The sequence below is a fragment of the Metabacillus dongyingensis genome (genome assembly GCF_019933155.2).
GTDB classification, from domain to species: Bacteria; Bacillota; Bacilli; order Bacillales; family Bacillaceae; genus Bacillus_P; species Bacillus_P dongyingensis.
On record NZ_CP082944.1, the window covers coordinates 2,755,168 to 2,770,098 of the forward strand.

16 protein-coding genes and 2 riboswitches are annotated in these 14,931 nt (G+C 38.8%); of the genes, 4 read left to right on the top strand and 12 right to left on the bottom strand.

Going from position 1 to position 14,931, the window contains the following annotated elements; genetic code table 11:
• Positions 1-7 precede the first annotated feature (7 nt).
• The 10 genes from K8L98_RS13660 to K8L98_RS13705 form a co-directional block, all read right to left on the bottom strand.
• Positions 8-1,132, bottom strand: coding sequence for a cobalt-precorrin 5A hydrolase (locus tag K8L98_RS13660; RefSeq protein WP_223435454.1), 1,125 nt, complete (start codon positions 1,130-1,132; stop codon positions 8-10).
• Positions 1,129-1,902, bottom strand: a complete 774-nt coding sequence (cobM, locus tag K8L98_RS13665) for a precorrin-4 C(11)-methyltransferase (protein ID WP_223435455.1) — start codon at positions 1,900-1,902, stop codon at positions 1,129-1,131. Before cobM ends, K8L98_RS13660 begins: the two co-directional genes overlap by 4 nt.
• Positions 1,902-2,603 carry a precorrin-2 C(20)-methyltransferase gene (cobI, locus tag K8L98_RS13670; protein ID WP_223435457.1) on the bottom strand — a complete coding sequence of 234 codons (702 nt, stop codon included), beginning with the start codon at positions 2,601-2,603 and terminating at the stop codon, positions 1,902-1,904. The genes cobM and cobI overlap by 1 nt, the downstream gene beginning before the upstream one ends.
• A complete protein-coding gene (gene cbiE / locus K8L98_RS13675; RefSeq protein ID WP_223435458.1) occupies positions 2,600-3,814 on the bottom strand; it encodes a precorrin-6y C5,15-methyltransferase (decarboxylating) subunit CbiE in 1,215 nt (404 codons plus the stop codon). Before cbiE ends, cobI begins: the two co-directional genes overlap by 4 nt.
• Positions 3,798-4,916, bottom strand: a complete 1,119-nt coding sequence (locus K8L98_RS13680) for a cobalt-precorrin-5B (C(1))-methyltransferase (RefSeq protein ID WP_223435461.1) — start codon at positions 4,914-4,916, stop codon at positions 3,798-3,800. Before K8L98_RS13680 ends, cbiE begins: the two co-directional genes overlap by 17 nt.
• A 3-nt stretch (positions 4,917-4,919) precedes the next feature.
• Positions 4,920-5,567, bottom strand: coding sequence for a precorrin-8X methylmutase (locus K8L98_RS13685; protein ID WP_223435463.1), 648 nt, complete (start codon positions 5,565-5,567; stop codon positions 4,920-4,922).
• Positions 5,545-6,366 carry a precorrin-6A reductase gene (cobK, locus tag K8L98_RS13690; protein ID WP_223435464.1) on the bottom strand — a complete coding sequence of 274 codons (822 nt, stop codon included), beginning with the start codon at positions 6,364-6,366 and terminating at the stop codon, positions 5,545-5,547. Before cobK ends, K8L98_RS13685 begins: the two co-directional genes overlap by 23 nt.
• Entirely contained in the window at positions 6,363-7,265 is a 903-nt protein-coding gene (locus K8L98_RS13695; RefSeq protein ID WP_223435465.1) for a sirohydrochlorin chelatase, read from the bottom strand. The genes cobK and K8L98_RS13695 overlap by 4 nt, the downstream gene beginning before the upstream one ends.
• 22 nt (positions 7,266-7,287) lie before the next feature.
• Positions 7,288-8,910 carry a precorrin-3B C(17)-methyltransferase gene (gene cobJ / locus K8L98_RS13700; RefSeq protein WP_223435467.1) on the bottom strand — a complete coding sequence of 541 codons (1,623 nt, stop codon included), beginning with the start codon at positions 8,908-8,910 and terminating at the stop codon, positions 7,288-7,290.
• Between the two features lie 346 nt (positions 8,911-9,256).
• Positions 9,257-9,631, bottom strand: coding sequence for a (2Fe-2S) ferredoxin domain-containing protein (locus K8L98_RS13705; protein ID WP_223435469.1), 375 nt, complete (start codon positions 9,629-9,631; stop codon positions 9,257-9,259).
• 125 nt (positions 9,632-9,756) lie between these two features.
• Positions 9,757-9,945, bottom strand: a riboswitch (cobalamin riboswitch).
• A gap of 474 nt (positions 9,946-10,419) precedes the next feature.
• Positions 10,420-10,611: riboswitch (cobalamin riboswitch) on the top strand.
• 147 nt (positions 10,612-10,758) lie between these two features.
• Between K8L98_RS13705 and K8L98_RS13710 the strand changes: the two genes are divergently transcribed.
• The 4 genes from K8L98_RS13710 to K8L98_RS13725 are packed head-to-tail and all read left to right on the top strand — an operon-like array spanning position 10,759 to position 13,469.
• A complete protein-coding gene (locus tag K8L98_RS13710) occupies positions 10,759-11,517 on the top strand; it encodes an energy-coupling factor ABC transporter permease (RefSeq protein WP_223435471.1) in 759 nt (252 codons plus the stop codon).
• Positions 11,518-11,793, top strand: a complete 276-nt coding sequence (locus K8L98_RS13715) for an energy-coupling factor ABC transporter substrate-binding protein (protein WP_223435472.1) — start codon at positions 11,518-11,520, stop codon at positions 11,791-11,793. It begins immediately after the preceding gene.
• Positions 11,794-11,818: 25 nt separating this feature from the next.
• The gene (gene cbiQ / locus K8L98_RS13720) at positions 11,819-12,604 is read left to right on the top strand and encodes a cobalt ECF transporter T component CbiQ (RefSeq protein ID WP_223435474.1); all 786 of its coding nucleotides are present in this window, start codon (positions 11,819-11,821) and stop codon (positions 12,602-12,604) included.
• Positions 12,597-13,469 carry an energy-coupling factor ABC transporter ATP-binding protein gene (locus K8L98_RS13725; RefSeq protein ID WP_243550969.1) on the top strand — a complete coding sequence of 291 codons (873 nt, stop codon included), beginning with the start codon at positions 12,597-12,599 and terminating at the stop codon, positions 13,467-13,469. Before cbiQ ends, K8L98_RS13725 begins: the two co-directional genes overlap by 8 nt.
• An 88-nt stretch (positions 13,470-13,557) precedes the next feature.
• On the opposite strand, the gene K8L98_RS13730 is transcribed toward K8L98_RS13725, so the two are convergent.
• Positions 13,558-14,016, bottom strand: a complete 459-nt coding sequence (locus K8L98_RS13730; protein ID WP_223435481.1) for a DinB family protein — start codon at positions 14,014-14,016, stop codon at positions 13,558-13,560.
• 18 nt (positions 14,017-14,034) lie between these two features.
• Positions 14,035-14,856: a helix-turn-helix domain-containing protein gene (locus tag K8L98_RS13735; RefSeq protein ID WP_223435483.1), complete on the bottom strand. Its 822-nt coding sequence runs from the start codon at positions 14,854-14,856 to the stop codon at positions 14,035-14,037.
• Positions 14,857-14,931: the final 75 nt, after the last annotated feature.

The window sequence follows — 14,931 nt, forward strand, 5'->3', positions numbered from 1 at the left end:
CACCTCTCTAAAAGGAAATGACTGCTACGGAGATTGTTACATTGCCTGATTTCTTCTTGCAAATCGACAGAGATTCTGCACCGCTGTACAAACGGGCAGCAGGCTCACTAACTCCATAGGCGCCAGTAAATTTAAACACTGTCTCAGAAGGTTCTGCAATTTGAACACGATTTAATTCTTCTGATGAATAACATTTAAATTCCCAGTTATTTTTTTGAGATACAGCGATTATCCCTTCTTCATCTTTTTTAAGATCAATAGAGCAAATAGCTTTAACACTTTTAATCGAAAAATGCAGCTCATTTAGTGTTTCATGAATGACTTGATCGATTTCTTCCATTGAAGTACCTCTATTACAGCCAATACCAAGAACAATGACTTTAGGGCGGTAAAGAACACCGTTATGTAAGATTGCTTCTTCATTCTTGTTTAATTTTCTATGAGTAACAACGAGTGCCGCATTCGGTTTAGCATGAATTGCTTCTTCAATCGATTGATAGACTTTAATTGTTTCCGGAAGAGGGCTATCGTAATTCCACCATTCTTTTTCTCCGGATTCCTGAATAACAGCAACATGTTCTTCATTTACGACTGATGCACTGACAGGAGTTAATTTTTCGGCACTTTCCCAAACCCAGCCAAACTTACTCCCAAATAGATCGACAGGAATCGTTTTTTGAACGTCAGATGCGGTTGTAATTACAGGTGCTGCACCTAGTAAATCAGCGACTTCCTTAGTTAACTCGTTTGCCCCTCCCAGATGCCCGGATAACACACTGATAGCATGCTTCCCTTTGTCATCAATAACGACAACAGCCGGATCTGTTTTTTTATCTTTTAAAAGAGGTGCAATCATACGTACGACAGCACCTAATGAAATGATCATGATGATTCCTTTATATGATTGAAAGAGTGATGGAAGAAGAAGCCGCACATTCCCTTCGAAAAGAGAAATATTTCTTCGATCTTCATCACCTCTCTCAAATTTACTCATATAAAATAAATCTGTCTGATGAAATTTCGTATGCAAGTTGCGAGCCAGTTCAACACCGTGCTTTGTAATCGCTACAATGGCATATGTTCCTTTTTGTTCAAGCGATACGTTTCTTCCCTCTTCCAAGACGAGTGTCATTCTTTCACTCCTTTTCGAAATCCATGTGTGAAGGCTTTGTCATAGAGCTTTGACCTAAAATCTTTTTGATGAATATCCTTATCTAGTGCCCACCCCGCTAAAATCATCGCTTGTTTTCGTATTCCGTTGGCACGCATATCTTCATCAAGGTGTTCGAGGGTTGATCTTACTATTTTTTGATCCGGCCATGATGCTTTATAGACCACCCCGACTGGTGTATCCTTTCTCCAGCCTGCATCGAGAAATTCTTTGACAATCTTCTTTGTAAGCGTAGCACTTAAAAACAAAGCAACTGTACAATGGTGTTTCGCTAAATCTCTCAGCTTCTCAGCTTCAGGTACAGGTGTACGTCCTTCAGCTCGTGTGAGAATCACTGTTTGGGTCAGTTCAGGGATCGTCAGTTCAGCACCTAAGGCTGCTGCAGAGGCAAAGACTGAGCTGACTCCCGGGATAATTTCAACTCTTACGTCTTTCTTGTTTAAAATGGCAATTTGCTCCATGATTGCTCCGTAAACGGCTGGGTCTCCAGTATGGACGCGCACTACCTTTTTTCCTTCTTGAACTCGATCCACCATGATCTCAACCATTTCATCCAGATGCATTCCTGCAGTCTTGATAATCTCAGCTTCAGGTTTTGCCTGTTCTATCAGGTCCGTGCTTACCAATGAATCAGCATACAGTACAACATCGGCTTCTTGAAGTAACTTTAATCCTTTTACAGTAATTAATTCCGGGTCGCCCGGGCCTGCACCTATAATTGTTATTTGCATTATTTTCTCACCACCATTAATGTTAAATATTCCAATTCTGCTCGATCCAGCTCCTGAATGTCCCATATAATTTCCTCATCGGAAGTTACCTTTGTCACAACAGAAGCTTTGTTCAGTAAATCCAGTTCCCGCAGGATCTTTAGCATGAGATCCATGACTTTCGCGACCTTGATAAAAATGATGCAGTCGTTTTCAATGATTGCTTTTTTCATAGCTTCATAGTCATCTCTTGCAGGAATGATCGCGACATGGTCATCCCCTTCTGCAAGTGCAATACCAAGTCTTGAAGCTGCACCATTAATGGATGAAATCCCAGGCACCGTTTGAATGTTCACTTCGGGATAGCGGACCTTTACAAGGTTCATCATATGAATAAATGTACTGTATAAAAGGGGATCACCCTCGGTAACAAACGCGACATCTTTGCCTGCCTTTAGCTTTTCCCAGACAAGATCCACTGTTTTTGACCATTCACGTTCAAGTATGTCAGGGTCCTTTGTCATTGGAAAAACAAGACCTAACATCTCTTTTTCTCCTGGCGTTATGTACACATCAATAATTCGCTGGGCATAGCTTTTGCTGCCTTTTCTTTTTTTAGGGTATGCGATCACTGGAGATTCCTTAAGCTTTCGAAAAGCTTTTACTGTCAGAAGCTCCGGATCACCAGGACCTACACCTAAACCGTATAATGTTCCTATCATGGTTGTTCCCCTTCCGTATGCTGTGCGGTAATAATATAGATCGGATTTAATGCATCAAATCGTGTGAGGTTTAAAATCGGTTTACTCCTGGAAATCTGAGCAAGTGTAATTTTTGTTTCAAACCCTTTGCTTTTAAATCCATCAACAGCTTGCATTAAATTTTCAATTGTTACTGCATTTAACACAATTCGTCCGCCTTTTTTTAAACGCGAACAACAAACAGTCAAAATATCCTCCATACTCCCAGCAGTTCCGCCAATAAAGATCGCATCAGGATCTGGAAATTCCTCTAGATGATTTGGTGCTTTTCCTTGAATTACAGTAAAATCTGTATGGAATTTCGCCATATTTAACCGGCAATTTTCAAGGTCATGTTCATTTTTTTCAATCGCAAAAACCTGTCCTTCTTTTGCAATTAAACAAGCTTCAATTGCAACAGAACCAGTACATGTTCCAATATCCCAAACAATGCTGCTTTCTGTTAGCTTTAATTCACTTAGGCTGATGGTCCGGATTTCTTTTTTTGTCAGTAATCCCTTTTCTGGCTTTCTTTGATAAAACTCATCATCATCAATCCCAAACTGCCACGTTTTACTCTCAGAAATCTTTTGCAGAACGACCACGTTAAGCGGCGAAAATTCAAGGTTCTCCATTTCTTCAAGTTCGTAAAAAGCACAGCGTTCATTTTCACCACCCAGATTTTCAGCCACAAATGCCCTGTACTCATTCATATTAAATGAAAGTAAATATCGGGCAATTTCAGAAGGGGTATTTTTAGCATCAGTAAGCAGCGCTACTTTTTTACGCCCATGTATTCGTTGGACCAGTCCTTTCATGCTTCTCCCATGAACGCTTAATACATAGGCATCCTGCCAGCTTTCATTCATTCTTGCAAATGCCAGCTGGACCGAGCTTATATAAGGATAAATTTCGACATCAAGCTTCTTGGCTAAATAACTGCCAATTCCATAAAATAAAGGATCACCAGATGCTAAAACGACAATTCTCTTAGTTTCTTTGCTCAAATATGCAACTAGCGAAGGTAAACTACCTTTGATGGTAACTTTTTCACCTTGATAATCTTTGAAGAAAGATAACTGCCTTTCCCCTCCTACTAGTATTTCACTCTCATAAATCCATTTTTCATAGATAGGAAGAAGACTCTGTTTTCCATCATCACCTATTCCAATTAGCTTAACCTTCTTTGTCATTTTTCCCTGCCTTTCCAAGTAACGTCCCCTTCATGGAGTACAAACTTGTTTCAATCGAAATTCCGCCGCCAACTTCTTTTAATCCAGCTGTGCAGCAATAGTCACAAAGAATCGTAAAAAAGTCATGATAACCAAGCTCAAGCATGAGATCACCTACTTGTGACGCAGTATTAGCTTGTCGAATTGTTTGGATCAGCTGTTGATCTTTAACACCTGCTTCAGAAGCCACATTTGCTAAAAAGTTAAAATCAACGGGTGCACTTTTGGAATGAACCATCATGACACCTTGTGCTACTTTTGAGAATTTTCCCATCATTCCAACCAAAGATACTTTCTTAATCCCCTGACGTTTACATTGTTTTAAGGTAAAGCCTACGAAATCACCCATTTCAACAAATGCCTCTTCTGCAAGGTCAGGATATTGTTTGATCCCGAATTTTTCACTTCGGCCTCCAGTGGTTATTACTGCGTGATCACACTTACTTGCCCGTGCCACACTTATGGCTTGCACGATGCTTGCCATATATGCAGAACTAGAAAATGGTATAACAGTTCCTCTAGTCCCTAATATTGAAATCCCGCCGATTATTCCAAGTCGCTTATTGAGCGTTTTTTCTGCCATTTTTTCACCATCAGGAACAGAAATAATAATTTTGATCCCTCTTATTAGTCCATGGGAGGATAGTACTTCTTCAGCAGTTTCGTAAATCATTTTCCGCGGTACCGGGTTTATTGCAGCTTCACCGACCGGTACTGGGAGTCCTTCTTTTGTAACTCGGCCAACACCAACACCGCCATCAAGGGTGATACCAGGTTTTTCACACCAAGAAACAGCAGCTTTAATTAAAGCACCATGTGTCGCATCTGGATCATCACCAGCATCTTTAATTGTTCCGGCTTCAGCTAGACCAGGCTCAACGATGCAGCTTTCCATTTCAAAGGTTGCAAATTTCCCGACTGGCAAAAAAATCGTTGCTTCAGCCTGGGGTTCACCTGTAATTAATGCAATTAATGCAGCTTTCGTTGTAGCCGTTGCGCATGCGCCCGTTGTATATCCAGAGCGCATCTCCTTTTTATCTTTCTTTTTTGCTTTTCCATCCATCGTTTAATCCTTTTCAGCTAGAAGAGAGATTGCATTTAGAGCCGCAACTGTAATCGTACTACCGCCTTTTCTGCCTATATTTGTAATAAAAGGTACATCTAATTTTGCTAACTCTTCTTTTGATTCAGGAGCTGAAACAAATCCTACTGGAAGCCCGATGACTAAACTTGGTTTTGCTTCTCCTTCTTTAATAAGTCGAATTAATTCCAATAATGCAGTTGGAGCATTCCCGATTGCAAAAATCCCGCCATCAAATTGCTTAATTGCTTTCCGCACTGAAATGATTGCACGAGTTGTATTTAATCGTTTTGCTTCTTCCATTACATCTTGATCGGAAATATAAACATTCACGCTTCCGCCATGTTTTTCAATTCTCCCTTTACTGACTCCACTTAATATCATTTGAACATCCGCATAAACCTGTTCCCCATTTCGGATGGCATTTATCCCTGCTTTGATGGCGTCGTCATGAAAAAGCATACTATGTCCCAATTCGAAATCAGCAGAAGCATGAACAACCCGCTGAACAATCTTGTACTGCTGTTCTGTAAAAGCATGTTCACCAAACTCTGAATCTATCATGTTAAAACTCAATCCCTCAATTTCTTGAGGCTGTACAGTTAAAGGCTTAAATTCCGTACGAAAATCCATCTTCATTTCCTCCAATGTCTCCATTTATTTTTGGGTTATTTAGAATTTTATTTATATGTGCCAGGATATCCGAAAAATCCGAATAAGCATTTCCATAATTAATCTTTGGTCTCTTTATCATGATCGTTTCAATGCCAAGTTCGATTGCAGCTTCTAATTTTTCATCAACAGACCCTGCTTTTCCGCTTTCCTTTGTAATCATTGTTGTAACTCCATATTGCTTGTAAAGCGCAAGATTAAACTCCTTTGTAAAAGGACCTTGTATGGCAACGATGTCTTTTTGCGGCAGTCCCAACTGCTCACATTTCTCCATATTATCTTTTCTTGGCAGCATCCGGGCAATCACACGAGTGTCAGGCTGATTTAGAAGTTTCTGAGTAAATGTCTGCAAGGTCTTGCTTCCTGTAGTGAGCATAATAACTCCCTTTTTTTCAGCTGCTATTTCTGCTGCTTCCTCATAGCTGTCGACCAATGTTATTCCGTTATTTTCATAGGATTGTGATTCACGTTCATAGCGGATGTATGGTATATCAGCTTCTTTCGCTCCTAATAGAGCATTTTTACTTGCTTCTTCCGCAAATGGGTGGCTCGCATCGACAACCGCATTAAATCCTTGTTCTCTAATAACTCTCACAAAATCCTCACTGGTTAGACGGCCAACATAAACATCTAGTCCAGCCTTCCTCATTTCCATTCCGGCATTTTCAGTAACTACAGTTGTCAGCAGTCTGTATCCAGCCTCTTTTATCTTTATGGCTAACGCTCTTGCATCACTGGTTCCAGCTAAAAATAGAATCATAGTTTTTGTGCCTCATGATGATGGTTGTGGTGCTCATGCTGATGATGGTCATGATCATGATCGTGGTCGTGATGGTGGTGGTGGTGATGATCAATATGCTCCATCGCTTCAATGCGGTATAAACACGTATCACAATTCATTTTCACGTCACCTTGTAATGATTCTTCAATTCTGTCTTTTAAAATTGTTTTTAATCTAGAGTGAAACCCGAAATATCCCGCAAGCTTAAAATCAATACCCGGATGTTCATTTCCGAATTCTTCCATCATATTTTCAAGACGCTTAATTAATATACCGGTGAACAAAAAGTATGGTAGTATAATAATTTTTTTCGCACCTAATTTAATGCAGCGCTCTACACCTTCTTTAATTAATGGATCCGTTACACCCATAAATGCCGGCTCTACTAACCTATAATTTAATTTTTCCCATAGTAAGCGAGCAATTTTATATAAATCACTATTCGCATCTGGATCGCTGCCGCCTCGACCCAGCAAAATTACTGCCGTGTTGTGTTCAGGTTCGGTTATGTTCCCGTCCGCTTCTTCTAAACGATCTTTACAAATTTCTACCGTTTCCTCGTGAATTCCGAATGGTCTTCCGTATGTAAAGTGAACCTCTGGATATTTTACTTTTGCTTCATCAATGGCTGCTGGTATATGAATCTTTGAATGTCCAGCTGCTAATAACATCATTGGAATAATAAAAACACTTGTTGCCCCTTTTTCAATACATGTTTGAATGCCTTGTTCAATTGTAGGTGTTTCAAACTCTAAGAAGCACGTTTCAATTAATAGCTCCCGGTCGAGCTGCGGCTTTAAATCTTCTATTGTTTTTCTTACCTGCTCATTTCCTTCTGAATCCCGGCTTCCGTGTCCAACTAGTAAAACAGCTTTCATATATTTCTCCCCTATCCTCTAATTAGTCTCCGCATGGAGCTGGTTCAATTTCTATCTTCGGTGTCATGTCTCTATAGGTATAGCCCTGAATTTTCCCGACACGTTTAAAGTACTTAAAGAACCTTTCATTCGGATGACCTTTCTCTTTATACTCGTATATAATATTTTCAATAATCTCCACTAGTTTATCTGGCTCAATACCTTCCGCCACAGGCTGTCCTGCATGAGCTGTTCTTCCTACCGTTTTCGCTCCCAAAAACAAATCAAACTTTCCTTTTCTATAAACAATTCCAATGTCCTCGTTTACTGCACCAAAGCACGCCATACCGCAGCCATTGAAGCCAAGCTTCAGCTCTTTAGGCAATTCAAGTCCGCTTAGCTTTTGATGTAACTCTTCAGCATGAGGGATGGAATCCTTTTTCTCGCCTTCGCAGAAATCACAAGCTTTCAGCTGAAAAACATCACCAATAGGTTCTAATAGGAAACCTACACTTCTTAATTTTTGAGTAATGACCTCAGGACTCGCAGTTGGAATTTTTAAATATATTTGATGGTGCGGGGTGTATTCCATTGTCCCCTCATCTCCGACTACCTCAGCGAGAGTTATCATTTGGTCTGGTGTAAACTTCTTATTTGCGATTCCTGGACTTACGGCTAATTCAAAAATCGATACTACTGGATTATTAACAGTCTCGTTTTCCAGAATCCTTTTAGGTTCACCTTCAACTTTACTAAGAGCTTCTAGAGCTAATTGTAAGGAAGCAGCAATACCGTCTATAGTTTTTACTTCAGTACTATGATCAGTTTCATTCTTGCCTTTATGGAGTGCCCATGGTTCATTTTCATGTCTTAAGCGTTCATGCGGTTTTAATCTTTGTTCAGTTGTATTTAATGTATACTTCCTTTGATACCCCCTTGGTGTAATCATTTTATTATCATAAAAAAACGTAGATGAATTCCCAATAACTACAGTCGTCAGCATACCGATATCGTAATCAAGCATATGTGCAAGATCGGTTGTCACAATCTTTTCGCTCTCACGATATGCACTCTTCACCAGCCCAACTGGTGTATCGGGTGATCGATATTGTAATAATATCCTTTGTGCCTCTTGAATTTGTCTTGTGCGGCGTCCACTCTTTGGGTTATACAGAGCTACAACAAAATCAGCTTGTGCGGCCGCTTCAATTCGTTTTTCAATTAGATCCCATGGAGTTAAATGATCACTTAAACTAATCGTGCATGCATCATGCATGATTGGTGCACCAAGAAGAGAAGCACAGGAATTAATGGCTGATATACCAGGGATCACCTCGACACTTACACCTGTTTCTTCTTTCCACCCTTTATCAATTAATACTTCATAGACCAGGCCTGCCATCCCATAAACACCTGCATCACCACTGGAAATGACTGCAACTTTATATCCTTCTTCAGCAAGACGGACAGCCGCTTGAGCACGACTTACTTCCTCGGACATTCCTGTACTAATAATTTTCTGATCGGTCAAGAGATTTTCTATTAACTCAACATATGTTTTATAACCAATGATATAATCGCTCTCTTGTATGGCTTCCTGAGCTCTATTTGTCATATGTTCAAAACTTCCAGGTCCAAAACCAATTACAAGTAACTTTCCCCGCACGTTTGCTCCTCCTTTCAAACTATCAGCCAACATAAACTGCCTGACTCTAAACTAAACGTTTCCAAGATTAATCAGTTTCGATCATATCCAGACATAAATGGCATTCTTGCCGCAGCAGGACAATTCCGGATTCATAACCTTTTTTCAATTGATTTGTTCTTCGTGTTGACGAAAAATTTTAAATATAATAAGTGAACCAACAACGAGTACCCGTTTATGTAAAGTTGTTTGAGAATTTTTTATCCAGCATAAGTTCCCAAGGTATACCTGATACTCTATCTATGCTAATTCCCCATCAAATTCATGCTGCTATTCAGGAATCTCAAAGGATGACAAATTAACGGCTTTATTTTATTGGTTTGGATATTCCGGCTACACACTCTGTGTTTTCCGGAGCAGCAAAACCTTGTTGATCATATTTGTAAATAACGGCTTCTTCTAAAATTTCTTTTCCAGCCAAATGTTTCTGTACGATTTTACTTCCAATTTCCGGAGTAATCGCCTTGTACCATGTTCCTTCAGGATACACAATTACAACACAAGCATCCTTGCATCTTCCGTTACAGCGGGTTCGTGTCGTATGTATCAAGGTATCAAGATTCATATTTGTGACTTCCTCCCTAATCGCCTGCGTAACCTCCTCGCCTCCTTTCCTCATACAGCTGCTGCCATTGCAAATTAATACATGATGTTTCGTTTCCCTCAAATTCCAAGTTGTCATTTTAGCACTTCCAGTCCATTATTTTTTGAAAAATAAAAATGCACCCCTAATAGATAGAGGTGCACAAAAAATACATAGCAAAAGAACATAGCATTTTCTACTACACATCTACCCATAAGCCCGTGGGTATGCGTAAAAGATAGGCAGGTCTCCTGACTAAGGTTCATTGCTTTATTGCGTCTTCCCGAATATTATCAGTGACATTTGCAATAAGCTCCCCATTACAGTGGCGGGTACCGCGACGGCTTTTCACCGTACTTCCCTTTTAATCAAAATCTTGGTAAGATTTTTGAACCTATCTTTTAATTATTTAATTATTATTCTTAATGTTATTATTTCATAAATTTGTCTATTTCGATATTCATATTAAACAAGAATTCAGAAATTAGCAAACTACTTTTTAAAAAATCGGACAACAAAAAAATCCGTCCAATTATTTTGGCGGATAAAACGGAAGCGCTAAATCACATTAAAATAAGCCATTTCCCCTGCTATTCGTTTCACCATTCCCTTGAAGCAAAAGAAACTTTAATACTAAATTTATGAAACTCAGCGCCTCTACATTATTATTCTGTGAGTTGAGGTGGACACTCCTAAAATTAATGATCGAGACAGAATTAGATATATTAAGATCCTTCTCGTGTATGAAAAAACATTTATTATAAAAATATGAAACCTATTTATGCATATAGTTGGATAAAAAAGGACATAAATACCTCTTTTGATCATGCTAAATCATAGAAAAATAAATAGACAACTGCTAAACCTTATAGTAAGGTATAGACAAATTAATCAATCTTAACAGGTGCTGTACATTGAGAATGTATAGCTTAAAAGGGAAGCTCGGTGTAAGTCCGACACGGTTCCCGCCACTGTAAGTCTGAGTGACCTGCATATTGTCACTGCTTTTTATAAAAAGCGGGAAGACGCAGGAAACAATGAAGATGAGTCAGGAGACCTGCCTGTATAAAGAACATAATGTGACCTACGGGAAATAGGGAGGTGTGTGCGAAAGGATATTGCTGTGTCTGTGTGACGGGCTGACAATTGTCTTGTAAGCATTTAAACTCTAGTGGGTTTAAATGCTTTTTTTATTTGAACGCTACTAATTTTAAGGGAGATTGAAGATGAATAAAAAATCATGGCAGGTGTCACTAATCATGGTGCTGGGATTAACAAGTTATTTTTGGCTGAATTCGTACGAAGATGCTTATGCTATGCATATCATGGAAGGTTTTTTGCCTTTTGGCTGGGCGGTTTTTTGGTGGGCTGCAACACTTCCCTTCATACTTGCCGGCTTGCGTTCTATACGTAAGAAGCTTAAAGAAAACCCTGAATTGAAAACAATGCTTGGCCTGTCTGCTGCTTTTGCGTTTGTATTATCTGCCTTAAAGATTCCCTCAGTAACAGGCAGTTGCTCTCACCCAACTGGAGCAGGTTTAGGAGCCATATTGTTTGGACCTGCAGCAATGAGTGTATTGGGTACGATCGTGCTATTATTTCAGTCATTGTTATTAGCGCACGGCGGTTTGACAACCTTAGGTGCAAATGCTTTTTCGATGGCAGTCGCAGGTCCGTTGTTAGCATATGCAATCTTTAAGATCAGCATTAAAGGGAAGATATCGTTTGCGGTTGCTGTTTTTCTGGCAGCTATGCTGGGAGATTTAGGTACATACTTAGTTACTTCAGTCCAATTAGCTCTAGCATTTCCAGCTGAAGTGGGCGGATTTACAGCATCTTTTTCAAAATTTGCAGCCATCTTTGCCTTTACTCAAATTCCGTTAGCAATTAGTGAAGGATTATTAACGGTTATTGTTATGAATTTGCTACAAAAATATAATATGCCCGAATTAAATCAACTGCCTGCTGTTAAGGAGGTTAGGTAAATGAAAAATTTCATTTTGTTTTTATTCGTTATTGTGTTGGCAATTATTCCTTTATATCTCCAAAAAGATGCTGAATTTAGCGGGGCTGACGGTCAAGCAGAAGAATTAATTGAGGAAATTGCACCTGCTTATGAGCCTTGGTTCAGTACAATTTGGGAGCCGCCAAGCGGTGAAATTGAAAGTTTACTATTTTCTTTACAGGCTGCTGCTGGTGCGATTGTCATTGGTTATGTAATCGGATTTGGCCGGGCCAGGAAAAAATATTCCTCTAAATAAATGGCAGAAACAAGGGATCCTAATGTTGAAAATCGATGATTATGCTTATACTAGTGCATTAAAAGATGTTCATCCAGTTGAGAAAGTTGGGTTTGCTTTTGCTTATTTACTATTTACGATCATTACAAAGAATATATGTATTGCTTGTCTAACATTTATTTTGATGAGTGTAGGTATTGTTTTTGGTGCGAAAATACCTTTTTATCATTATATAAAGCTTCTTCTGTTTCCTTCTTTTTTTCTGTTTTCCAGCATAATTGCCATTTTAGTTTCAATTGCTCCTGCGAATGGTGAAAGAATAAATGCAATATGGAGTATTCAAATGGGATCATGGCAACTATATGTTAGCCCATATAGCATCAATCAGGCCTATCATCTCGCTGCAACTGCCTTAGCAAGTGTGAGCTGTTTGTACTTCCTGATTTTGACAACAACTCTTCCCCAGTTGATATGGGTATTAAAAAAAGTAAACCTGCCGACTCTTTTTATAGAATTAGTGGGATTGACTTATCGTTTTATCTTTGTACTGTTGGATAAGATGCATGAAATCTATCTTTCCCAATCCAGCAGGCTTGGTTATCAAAGTTATAGAGTTTGGATCACTTCTATCGCACAACTTATCGTTAGTCTCTTTATTAAATCGATACGTTCTGCCAGAGAATTGCAAATAGCAATAGACAGCCGCGGCGGAGATGAGGGTTTGTATGAAGTGGAATTGAATGTGACGTATAATCGATTTCACTGCGCAGGAATTACTGTTTCCATTGCAGCACTTTTGGCAATAACCTTTATAACACAGATTATTGAATGAAAATGTAAAAGGGGCTACACCAGTGAGATCACCAATTCTTTCATTTGAAAATGTTACATATAAATATCCAGATGGAACTATTGCCTTAAAAGATATTTCATTTTCCATTGAACATGGGAAAAAGATTGCCTTAATAGGCAATAATGGAGCTGGAAAATCAACATTATTCTTGCTTCTTAATGGAATTTTAAAACCAACGGCCGGTTCCATTAAATTTAAAGATAAAAAAATAACATATACACGCAAAGAGATCCGGCAAATTCGTAAACAGGCAGGAATCGTTTTTCAAAATCCTGAGACACAGCTTTTTTCATCAAGTGTTTATGAAGATATTAAATTTGGCCCTAAGAATTTAGGGCTAAATCCTGAAGAGCTAGAAAAAACAGTTAACGAGGCAATGGTTTTAACTGAAACGGAAACTTTAAAAGATAAACCACCTCATTTTTTAAGTATTGGTCAGAAGAAACGGGTTGCATTTGCAGGAATTATTGCAATGAATCCAGAGTTAATGATATTGGACGAGCCAACTGCAGGACTTGATCCCTATTATTCTATGAAAATTATGGAGTTATTGCAAAATTGGAACAATAAAAACCGTACGATATTACTATCTACTCATAATGTTGATCTTGCTTATGAATGGGCCGATGAAGTCATTATCTTAAATAACGGAAAGATTATTGCGCATGGTTCTCCTGCAGAAGTATTTCAAAATGCAGAAGCAATCCAACAAAGTCATTTAGAAAAGCCTTGGGTAATGGAGATTTTTGAAAACCTTGCTGAAACAAAAATTCTTTCACACAAAAATTATCCTAAATCCAAAAAAGAGTTAGTTGAAATAATGAGTACATTAAATAAATGCTAATTTGACAGGGTCACGTTAATAGGTCTGATTTACCTTTATTTATTTAATTAAAAAGCATTCGATGTTCAGGGACATCGAATGCTTTTCTTTAATTTTTCTTAATATACATCGGCAGTTCTGTATGTCCAAGCAAGCGAGCATAAACAAATAGATTTCCTTTATGATTTACTTCATGCTCAATTCCCATTTTAATTAGAGCGGTCCCTGGAATTTTGAATCCGAATACATCTGTTAAATCAATGACTTGATTTAACTCTTCCTCTGTTAACGATTCAAGGATCTGCACCGTTTGTTCCGTATAGAGTTCCGCAAGTTTCAGCAGGTTCGTTTCCGTTATTTCAGCTTCCTGCATGAGCGGCTGTGCATTTCCTGCTTTCACTACAGCTGTAAATTTGTACATCGAAGTCAGCATGTGCGTAATCAGTTTTTCTGTCGTCATGGATGTTTCTGCAGGTTTAAATTCAGGGTTATCATGCTGCATTTTTGATATTAATTCCAGTGTTACAGCTCGGTGTGATAGAAAATGGTTGATTAATTTTGAATTCATTAAATGGCCTCCGGCAAGTTATTTAGCAAATCCCATGAACTGCTTCAGCATAGAAAGACCGTATTTGCGTTCATCTCTCGATTTTTGATGCTGCTGAACAAACGCAAGAAACTTTTGCTCGCGAATTTCAATATGCTTTTTGGCAAGCTCCCGTTCGTATCTGATTTCTTCTTGATACATATTCCTTTCATTGCTTGACGTTTCATGGATCACATCAAGCTTATCATGAAGCGCGGAGAATTGTCCTTTTGCAGCACTCAGCTGAACTTTAGATTGTTCATTAAGCTTATTATGAAGGGCTGAAAATTGTCCCTTTGCAGTACTCAGCTGAACTTTAGATTGTTCATTGAGCTTATTATGAAGCGCCGAGAATTGTCCTTTTGCTGCACTCAGCTGAGTTTTGGAATGCGCATCAAGCTCCTGCTTGACCGTTCTCTTCATTTCATCAATCAGCGTCAGCTCCAGCTGATCCATTTTCAGCTCCAAAATAGACATATCCTGTTTCCCTTTTTCTTCGATTAAGTTAAAGATTTCCTCAAGCGCAACTTTTATATTTTTCTTTGCTGAAAGTTCCATATCAGTATCAGCCTTTGCTGCAGCAGCCTCAGATTTCCCGTTCATGTTCAGCATTTGGATAATTGTTTCGTGGTCAAGCTGACTGTCTTTTAAGTGCTTAATTTTACGGAGCACCTCAATATTTTCCGGTGAATACACACGTGCATTTTTATGATCCCTCTCGATTTCCAGAAATGCTGAGAATTCCAGTTCCCACATTTTTAAAATATAAGAAGATTCCCCAAGCAATGAAGCAACCTTTGAAATATTTAATGTTTTCCCCACTTAAAACCCCGCCTTTTCTAATTTTTTGTTGCTATATCATTCGAGGCGGACATAAGAGGATTCCTGCAAGTCGAC

What these genes read in the sequence shown, in the direction of transcription:
- K8L98_RS13660 (WP_223435454.1), bottom strand. Translation starts at nt 1,132, where the DNA reads ATGACACTCGTCTTGGAAGAGGGAAGAAACGTATCGCTTGAACAAAAA.
- cobM (WP_223435455.1), bottom strand. Translation starts at nt 1,902, where the DNA reads ATGCAAATAACAATTATAGGTGCAGGCCCGGGCGACCCGGAATTAATT.
- cobI (WP_223435457.1), bottom strand. Translation starts at nt 2,603, where the DNA reads ATGATAGGAACATTATACGGTTTAGGTGTAGGTCCTGGTGATCCGGAG.
- cbiE (WP_223435458.1), bottom strand. Translation starts at nt 3,814, where the DNA reads ATGACAAAGAAGGTTAAGCTAATTGGAATAGGTGATGATGGAAAACAG.
- K8L98_RS13680 (WP_223435461.1), bottom strand. Translation starts at nt 4,916, where the DNA reads ATGGATGGAAAAGCAAAAAAGAAAGATAAAAAGGAGATGCGCTCTGGA.
- K8L98_RS13685 (WP_223435463.1), bottom strand. Translation starts at nt 5,567, where the DNA reads ATGGATTTTCGTACGGAATTTAAGCCTTTAACTGTACAGCCTCAAGAA.
- cobK (WP_223435464.1), bottom strand. Translation starts at nt 6,366, where the DNA reads ATGATTCTATTTTTAGCTGGAACCAGTGATGCAAGAGCGTTAGCCATA.
- K8L98_RS13695 (WP_223435465.1), bottom strand. Translation starts at nt 7,265, where the DNA reads ATGAAAGCTGTTTTACTAGTTGGACACGGAAGCCGGGATTCAGAAGGA.
- K8L98_RS13705 (WP_223435469.1), bottom strand. Translation starts at nt 9,631, where the DNA reads ATGACAACTTGGAATTTGAGGGAAACGAAACATCATGTATTAATTTGC.
- K8L98_RS13710 (WP_223435471.1), top strand. Translation starts at nt 10,759, where the DNA reads ATGAATAAAAAATCATGGCAGGTGTCACTAATCATGGTGCTGGGATTA.
- K8L98_RS13715 (WP_223435472.1), top strand. Translation starts at nt 11,518, where the DNA reads ATGAAAAATTTCATTTTGTTTTTATTCGTTATTGTGTTGGCAATTATT.
- K8L98_RS13730 (WP_223435481.1), bottom strand. Translation starts at nt 14,016, where the DNA reads ATGAATTCAAAATTAATCAACCATTTTCTATCACACCGAGCTGTAACA.